The organism is Marivita sp. (genome assembly GCF_022763305.1).
Lineage (GTDB): Bacteria > Pseudomonadota > Alphaproteobacteria > Rhodobacterales > Rhodobacteraceae > Marivita.
This window is the reverse complement of the sequence record NZ_JALEGT010000121.1, coordinates 181,804-189,399: the sequence shown is the minus strand read 5'-3', so window position 1 is coordinate 189,399 and position 7,596 is coordinate 181,804. Positions and strand designations below refer to the sequence as shown.

Here is a 7,596-nt window from a genome sequence, read left to right as displayed (position 1 = left end):
GCGATACCGTAACCGACAACTTCCGCGTCGTATCCCTAGAAAAATACAAAATCGTCTGAAACGACATCAGGTCAATTCAGGCGCATGAGTATAAAATGATTTATTTCACGACCGCGCTCACCAACGAGCGCAATCACAACCAAATCCGCCTCCATGGATCGCACCAGATCGCCAAGCAGCGTCGTTTTCCCAACGCCCGCCCCTGCAAAGATCCCAACGCGTTGGCCCTGCGCAATGGGCAAGAGCGTATTGAAGAGATGAAATCCGGTTCTGAGACGAGGTCCCATCGCCTGTCGTGTCGCCGCCGGCGGCGGCGGGTTGTCCAGAGACAAACGCGCGACCCCTTGGGGAATGGGGCGACCATCAAGGGGTTGTCCGTAAGGATCAATCACACGCCCGACCCAGGCATCATCGGGGGAAATCCGCACAGGTCCCAACAGCGTGACACGATCGGCCAAGGCGACCTGACGTGGCGGCGAATCCGGCAACATCGTCACGCCATCGGGCGACAGGCGCAGAACATCACCGTGCAGTCCGGCTCCATCGGCGCGAACCAGTCGAATCCGGTCCCCCAGACGCGCATCACTTTCGAGACCGGAAACCTGAACTGTGTGTCCATCGGTCGAGACCACGCGACCCACTGGGCGTGCCGACGACAAGTCCGCAACCCGGCTTGCGAGTTGGACCAGTACGGGTTTTTGCATCCTGCATTCCTTTGTGCTGCTGAAAACGCTTTCTAAAGGAATCAGGGTTAAGCCTTCGTTGAACGAAACGAGGGAGAAGCCCTGCCATGTTCCAGAACCTGGATCTGTTCAAGACTGCGATGTCGATGGCCCGTCACGCGGGTCTGAAGCAGGCGTTGACGTCGCAGAATGTCGCCAATGCCGACACGCCCGGCTATGAGGCCCGGGCGGTCAAGGATTTTTCGGACCTTGTGCCAGAGACACGGGGCAGATTTGATTTGCGCCGAACGCGGGTTGACCATCTTCCGATGCGCGACAGTGTCGGCCCCTCGATCATGGACCGGCTTGCACCCAGCGATCCGAACGGCAACAGCGTCGTGCTGGAAACCGAAATCCTGAACTCCGTCGATGCCAAGCGCCAGCATGATCGCGCGCTTGCGGTATATCGCGCCTCGCTGGGTATCCTGCGCAGCGCGCTCAGCAAGCAATAGGAGCGCGCAATGTCTGCTTTTTCGAACGCGCTAGGCGTATCGGCCAGCGGCCTCAAGGCACAGGCGCACAGGCTGCGGATCGTTGCCGAAAATGTCGCGAACACTGATACGCCGGGATACCACCGAAAAACCATCGCCTTTTCTGAGGAACACGCCTTGTCCGGGATTTCGAACGTCGCGCTGGAGCGGGTGTCGCTCGACCGTCGCGACGGAGAACGGATTTACGATCCCGGACATCCGCTGGCCGACGAGACCGGCCACTATACCGGATCGAATGTCGATCTGATCGTCGAGATCGCTGACGCCCGCGAGGCGCAGCGCAGCTACGAAGCGAACCTCAAGATGTTCGACCAAGCCCGCCAGATGTCGTCGGGTTTGATGGACCTCCTGCGCAAATAACCCTTTCCAGAATGGAGAACCCGATGGACGTGAAGACCCTCTTTGCCACACAGCAATACAGCGCGCTGAAATCCGCCACAGAACCCGATCCCCGAGCTGCCGTTGCCGCAAGCTTTGCGCGTATCACGGAGGATTTTGCACAGACACTCGCCGCAGGTGAAACCACGGCGATGGGATCGATGTACGGCGATGCCGATCCACATGCCCTGGTCGAAGCCCTCGCCCAATCGCAATTGGCAGTCGAAACCGCTGTCACGGTGCGCAACCGGGTTGTCGAGGCGTACCAGGAAATCCTGCGCATGCCGGTGTGATCCCGGTGCTGAGTGAGGGATATATCTACGATGTCCTGCGGGAAGCCTTGCGCATCGCGGTCCTGATCTCGGCACCCGTGCTCGTGGCGGCATTGGTCGCGGGCGTGTCCATCGGACTGTTTCAGGCGCTCACGTCGATCCAGGAAATGACGCTGACCTTCGTGCCCAAAATGGTCGCCATGCTGGCAGTTTTCTGGGCGTCCATGAACTTCATGACGCAAAGCCTGATCGACTTTTTTCAGACCATCATCATTCCCTCGATTGCAGGAGGCTGACATGGAAACCTCGGGATATGTCTCACTGACGCGCCAGTCCGGTTTGATGCGCGAAATGGAAATCATCGCCCATAATATCGCCAACGCCGCCACAACCGGATTCCGGCAGCAGGGACTGGTCTTTTCGGAATTTATCCAGGCTGTCGAATACGGTGACAGCCTTTCGATGGCGGCCGCGCGGGTCAAGACGACCTCGGGGTCGCAGGGTGTTCTGACACAGACAGGCAACCCCCTGGATCTGGCCATCGAAGGCTCTGGATACTTTCAGATCGAGACCCCGAATGGGCTGCGCCTGACGCGTGCCGGCGCGTTCAATGTGAATGCCGTAGGAGATATCGTGACCTCAGATGGACATCGCGTTCTGGACGTCGGCGGTGCACCGATCACGGTTCCGCCCGGCGATACGGACGTCACGGTTGCCGCCGATGGCACGATCAGCCTCGGCGACCAGCTTTTGGGTCAGATTGGAATTGTCGAACCCGAGGCCGGCGCCGATCTGCGGCGCGAAACGGGTGTGCTGTTCGAAACCGATGCGGCCCTTTTGCCGACTGAAAACGGTCTTGTCCTGCAGGGCCATCTCGAAGGATCGAATGTCGATGCAATCTCGCAATTGACGCGGATGATCGAAGTCCAGCGCGCCTACGAAATGGGACAGAAGCTTCTGGATATGGACGACGAACGAGCAAAGACCGCCCTTCAGACACTCATCAAGTAAAGGATATACCATGCGCGCGCTCAAGATTGCGGCCACGGGGATGACCGCTCAGCAAATGCGGGTCGAGATCATCTCGAACAACCTGTCGAACATGAACACCACCGGCTACAATGCCCGTCGTGCCGAATTCTCGGACCTGCATTATCAGCAGGTCGCCCGTGCCGGCACAGTCAACGCCGCCGACGGAACTGTTCTGCCCACCGGCGTTCAGGTGGGTCTGGGCGTGCGTCCGGCGGCTGTGTCGGTTCATCTCGCCCAAGGGTCGCTCAGCCAGACAAATTCCGATCTCGATCTGGCGATCGACGGAAACGGATATCTCGAAGTCGCGCTGCCCTCGGGGCAGGCGGCTTACACCCGGGACGGATCACTCAAGCGCAATGCCGAGGGGCTCATCGTTACGTCCGAAGGGTTTCCCGTGGCGCCAGAGATCGTCATTCCACAGGACGCCCGCAGCATTTCGATCAACCCCGAGGGCGAGGTCTATGCCTATTTCGCCGAAACGGCAGAACCTCAGCTTCTCGGTCAGCTGGGTCTTGTCGGCTTCGCAAATGCAAAGGGACTGGAAGCGCTGGGCGGAAACCTCTTTGCCGAGACCGAAGCATCAGGCGGCCCACTTGTTGCCACACCGGGCGAAGACGGTCTTGGAACTCTGAGACAGGGCTATCTCGAAGACAGCTCGGTTGATCCGGTCCGCGAATTGACCGAACTGATCGAGGCCCAACGCGGCTACGAGCTCAATGCCAAAGTCATCTCGGCGGTTGACCAGATGCTTGGCGCAACAACGCAGGTGCGGTGATGCGGGGTCTCATCGCACTTTGCCTTGTGGCACAAGGAACCCCGGTCCTGGCCGAGACTGTCTTTGCCAAAATCACGCTGCGCCCCCGTGACGTGATCGCTGGAGGAATGGTCTATCTCGACACGGTCAATACGCCCGGAGCCATGCAACACCTGGACGAGGTGATCGGCGCCGAAGTCCGGCGCGCAGTCTATGCCGGGCACCCGATCATGGCCGAGAATCTGACGCGGGCGGCCGAGATCGAACGGAACCAGATCGTTCCTGCAACCTTTAGCCTGAACGGTTTGACCATTGCGACCGAAGCGCGTGCTCTGGAACGCGGAGCCGTCGGCGATGTAATCCGCGCCATGAACCTGACCTCCCGCAACACCATCCGGGCCGAGGTGCTCGAGGGTGGTACATTGAAGGTTCTGCCCTGACATGCTGCGCAGTATCCTGATCGGATTTATCCTTCTTGTCGCGCTGGCCAGCTGCGAGCGGCTGGATCATGTCGGTCAACCCCCGGCATTGTCACCGCAAAGCGAAAGCGTGGAACGTCAAGCCATGGTCTTTGCCGGCTTGCCAGTCAAAACGCCCGACATCTCGGGCTATCGGCAGGCCTCCCTCTGGAGCGGAGATGAAACGTCCCTGTTCGGTGATCGCCGTGCCTATACGAAGGGCGACATCCTGACCGTCATGGTCGAAATCGACGACGAAGCCGAGATCTCAAACACCAGTTCGCGATCACGATCCTCGGCTGAAAGTCTCGGCATTCCTCATCTTTGGGGTCTTCCCCAACGCCAGAACAAGGGGTTGCCGGATGGCGCAAGCCTCGACACGGCGGTTGACCTCGATTCCTCAAGCACAAGCCAAGGAAATGGCTCCGTGCGCCGAAACGAGAAACTGACCTTGCGCATTGCCGCCACCGTCGTCGACGTTTTGCCGAACAATGTTCTGCGGATCGAAGGAGCACAGGAGGTCCGAGTGAATTTCGAACTTCGCGAGTTATTTGTGTCCGGCTTTGTCCGACGCGCGGACATCACACGCCAGAACGAGATCACCTATGACAAAATGGCCTCGGCGCGCATTTCCTACGGTGGGCGCGGACAAATCAGCGATGTGCAACAACCGAGGATCGGCCAGCAGGTGCTGGATGTCCTCCTCCCCTTTTGATCGATAGCGGGTTCGTCATGCTCAGGAAACTCATGCCCCTTATCGCCCTCGTTCTTGGCCTCGCCTCAGGCGGCACGGCTGCACTCGTTCTGGCTCCATCCGGGGACACCAAAGAACACACGGCCGAGGGCGAGCCGACTCCTGCCGTCGCGAGCGAAGCAGATGCCGAGAACACAGAGGAGCCCACACCGGGAAACCTAGAAATCGTCAAATTGCCCAGTCAATTCGTCATTCCGGTGATCCTCGACAATCGTGTACGCGCGATGGTCATCCTGACTGTGGCACTCGAGGTCGAGACAGGAGCTGGCGACGCGGTGCGCGCGATGGAACCCAAACTCCGCGACGAATACCTGACAGAGTTGTTCGGCCTCGCCGCACTCGGCGGCTTCAAGGATGAGCTGATTTCCCGCCAGACGATCGAACTTGTGAAGCGGGCACTGACCGAGCGGTCGCGACAGGTATTGGGAACACGGAACGTCAATGTTCTGATTACCGACATGGCCCGTCAGGATACCTTCTAGCGCGTCTTCCGCTTCTCGAAGAGCAGTCGGAGCGCAAGTGTTTCTGCCTCGTCCGAGCGATCTGGCACGGGCTGACGCGCCAAATGGTGCGTCACGCCCAGCCTTTGGCGCAAAGCCTGTCTGAGCTGTTCTTGCAGATCTGCACGCTGAATGGCCGCCCTCGCAAGGACCGGCTGCAACGCTCTTTGATCCATCACCAGTTTCTGCAATCGCATTTCACCTTGGCGAAAGGACGCCGGTGCGGCTGCAGACCGTTCCTGAAGGGACGCGATCAGCTCTTCTTCCTGCACATGGATCGCTACCTGCTGCGCCCGCAGGTCGTCTTTCAGCCGCATCTCATGCGCGAGACGCACCTCCAGAACCCGGATCCGGGCATCCAGAACAGTCAGTACCTGATGCATCGCGTCAGGTTCTGTCACGACGCGCCATCCGTTCGATCCGCCGTGCATATCCGACGGCCGCTGCGACAGCGCGGTAATGCGTCGTCTCGATCGGCATACCCAGTTTGACATTGGCGTATAGCGCGCGGGCCGTGGGCGGATCACGATACAGCGGAACGCCCGACTGGATCGCGATCTCGCGAATGCGGCGTGCGGTCTCGTCCGTGCCGCGCGCTACGCATTTCGGCACGGTATCTGCCTCGCCACCCCATTGAAGCGCCACGGCATAATGGGTTGGATTTGTGATCACGACGGTCGACTTCGGCAAATCCAGCAACATTCGATTGGTTGCGATCTCCTCGGCTTTGGCACGCCTTTGCTGTCGGATCGTCTCGTCGCCTTCCTCGGACTTGTGCTCGTCCTTCAATTCCTTATGGGACATCCTGTTGCGTCTGGCATGATCTCGAATCTGCCAAAGGAGATCGACACCGGCAAAGACGAGATAAATCCCGACCATGCACCACAACCATAGAAAAGCGACCCGGTAGATACTGGCCAACGCCGCGTGATCGCCCTGAAGTACCGATATCTGAAATAGATCGAACCCGTTCGAGGCAAAGACAGCCATCAGCGCGGCAAGTACTGTGAATTTCATGAAATTCTTGAAGAATTCAAACAAGCCCGCCGCGCCGAATTTCTTTTTTGCGTTGGCGACCAGCGACAGTCGGTCGAATCTTGGTTTTGCTTTGTCCGCGGTGAAGAGCATCTGCCGCGTCATCACCAAACCCGCCACAACGATCACGAACGGCGTTGCGAACAGAAACAGAAACAATGGCAGAAGCCATCGCATGATGACCCCGAAAACATTGGGCCCAGCGAGCGTGATATGTCCGTTAATGGATCTTGCAACAAAGACAGCCACATCGTGGACCATGTCCATCATGGTTGTAGAGAAAAGACGCCCGATGGCGAAAACCATCACGACCAGAACCGCAAGGTTAACGACATCCTGCGAGCGGACGATCTCACCTTTCTTGCGCGCGTCCTCAAGCTTGCGGGGGGACGCTTCGAAGGGTTTGTCCTGTTGGTCTTCATCCGTCCCGCTCAAGGGTCGGGTCCGTAGGGTAACATGAGGATCATCAGGCTTTTCTGCTGCCAAACGTCCAGAAGGAGTTCATGGTGAAGATAAAGGAAATGGATCGAGAAGAGGGCAACAAAGGGAATTCCGATGAAGGACACCATGAATTGCGGCATCGCCTTGTTGATGAAGCCGATACACAGGTAATAGACAAACATCAGGGCCAGGAACGCGGACGACAGCACGACCGCTTGATTGAACACCTCATTCAAGAGGGAACGCGCCCGCGAGGCGAGATAGCCTGGAAGCCCTGCTATCCCAGCCATGTCGAGAGTGTAGCCGAGAACGAACATGTAGAGCATCTGGTCTGCCAAGGACACAGAGAAGAGGATGGCGATCCCTGTGGTGGTGAGCAGATGGCTGATGACGGGCATCGGTTCGGTGGCATTGCCCAGCATTTGTGCGAGCGATATCGACTGGCTGATCACCGTTCCTGCCATTTCCAGCAGGTAGATCATTCCGCGTGACATCAGGCCTATGAAGAACCCGATTGTGGTTTCCTTGAACAGAAAAACCAGAAGCTCGGCGCCGGCGGGCGCAGAGGCCGGAAGATAGGGTGCCAAGACAGGTGCCACGGCAACAGAAAAAAGTCCGGCCGTCGAAAGACGGAGGCGGACAGACACGTAGCGCTCACCATACCCCGGCGCGAGGAAAAAGGCCGGGCCCAGACGCAGGAACACTGCACCAACGAGCCAGAACTGCGCGGTCATTTCGGCGAGGAACCCGTCGGCCATG

14 protein-coding genes are annotated in these 7,596 nt (G+C 58.6%); 9 read left to right on the top strand and 5 right to left on the bottom strand.

Annotation, left to right across the window (positions count from 1 at the left end; genetic code table 11):
• Positions 1-71: 71 nt before the first annotated feature.
• Both MRY75_RS22000 and MRY75_RS21995 read right to left on the bottom strand, forming a co-directional pair.
• Entirely contained in the window at positions 72-287 is a 216-nt protein-coding gene (locus tag MRY75_RS22000; protein ID WP_366934969.1) for a hypothetical protein, read from the bottom strand.
• A 206-nt stretch (positions 288-493) separates the two neighbouring features.
• Positions 494-619, bottom strand: coding sequence for a hypothetical protein (locus tag MRY75_RS21995; RefSeq protein ID WP_366934967.1), 126 nt, complete (start codon positions 617-619; stop codon positions 494-496).
• A gap of 171 nt (positions 620-790) precedes the next feature.
• On the opposite strand from MRY75_RS21995, the gene MRY75_RS21950 reads away from it, so the two are divergent.
• The 9 genes from MRY75_RS21950 to MRY75_RS21910 are packed head-to-tail and all read left to right on the top strand — an operon-like array spanning position 791 to position 5,343.
• Positions 791-1,174, top strand: a complete 384-nt coding sequence (locus MRY75_RS21950; RefSeq protein WP_292310237.1) for a FlgB family protein — start codon at positions 791-793, stop codon at positions 1,172-1,174.
• A gap of 9 nt (positions 1,175-1,183) precedes the next feature.
• Positions 1,184-1,573 (top strand): flagellar basal body rod protein FlgC, encoded by a 390-nt coding sequence (gene flgC / locus MRY75_RS21945; protein ID WP_292310235.1) that lies wholly within the window; start codon positions 1,184-1,186, stop codon positions 1,571-1,573.
• 23 nt (positions 1,574-1,596) lie between these two features.
• Entirely contained in the window at positions 1,597-1,884 is a 288-nt protein-coding gene (gene fliE, locus MRY75_RS21940; RefSeq protein WP_292310233.1) for a flagellar hook-basal body complex protein FliE, read from the top strand.
• Between the two features lie 5 nt (positions 1,885-1,889).
• Complete coding sequence (locus MRY75_RS21935; RefSeq protein WP_292310253.1) at positions 1,890-2,159, top strand: flagellar biosynthetic protein FliQ; 270 nt, start codon at positions 1,890-1,892, stop codon at positions 2,157-2,159.
• A gap of 1 nt (position 2,160) precedes the next feature.
• The gene (locus MRY75_RS21930; protein WP_292310231.1) at positions 2,161-2,874 is read left to right on the top strand and encodes a flagellar hook-basal body complex protein; all 714 of its coding nucleotides are present in this window, start codon (positions 2,161-2,163) and stop codon (positions 2,872-2,874) included.
• Between the two features lie 10 nt (positions 2,875-2,884).
• Positions 2,885-3,670, top strand: a complete 786-nt coding sequence (flgG, locus tag MRY75_RS21925) for a flagellar basal-body rod protein FlgG (RefSeq protein ID WP_292310229.1) — start codon at positions 2,885-2,887, stop codon at positions 3,668-3,670.
• Positions 3,670-4,089, top strand: a complete 420-nt coding sequence (flgA, locus tag MRY75_RS21920) for a flagellar basal body P-ring formation chaperone FlgA (protein ID WP_292310227.1) — start codon at positions 3,670-3,672, stop codon at positions 4,087-4,089. Before flgG ends, flgA begins: the two co-directional genes overlap by 1 nt.
• Before the next feature lies 1 nt (position 4,090).
• On the top strand, positions 4,091-4,822 hold the full coding sequence (gene flgH, locus MRY75_RS21915; RefSeq protein WP_292310225.1) for a flagellar basal body L-ring protein FlgH: 732 nt from the start codon (positions 4,091-4,093) through the stop codon (positions 4,820-4,822).
• Positions 4,823-4,854: 32 nt separating this feature from the next.
• Positions 4,855-5,343 (top strand): flagellar basal body-associated FliL family protein, encoded by a 489-nt coding sequence (locus MRY75_RS21910; protein WP_292310223.1) that lies wholly within the window; start codon positions 4,855-4,857, stop codon positions 5,341-5,343.
• Here MRY75_RS21910 and MRY75_RS21905 read toward each other — a convergent pair.
• Genes MRY75_RS21905 through MRY75_RS21895 form a run of 3 tightly spaced genes read right to left on the bottom strand, consistent with a single transcriptional unit; the run spans position 5,340 to position 7,595 of the window.
• Positions 5,340-5,762, bottom strand: a complete 423-nt coding sequence (locus MRY75_RS21905; RefSeq protein ID WP_292310222.1) for a hypothetical protein — start codon at positions 5,760-5,762, stop codon at positions 5,340-5,342. The two genes, MRY75_RS21910 and MRY75_RS21905, sit on opposite strands and share 4 nt — an antisense overlap.
• A complete protein-coding gene (locus MRY75_RS21900; protein WP_292310220.1) occupies positions 5,749-6,882 on the bottom strand; it encodes a flagellar biosynthesis protein FlhB in 1,134 nt (377 codons plus the stop codon). Before MRY75_RS21900 ends, MRY75_RS21905 begins: the two co-directional genes overlap by 14 nt.
• Positions 6,828-7,595: a flagellar biosynthetic protein FliR gene (locus tag MRY75_RS21895; protein WP_292310217.1), complete on the bottom strand. Its 768-nt coding sequence runs from the start codon at positions 7,593-7,595 to the stop codon at positions 6,828-6,830. The genes MRY75_RS21900 and MRY75_RS21895 overlap by 55 nt, the downstream gene beginning before the upstream one ends.
• Position 7,596 lies beyond the last annotated feature (1 nt).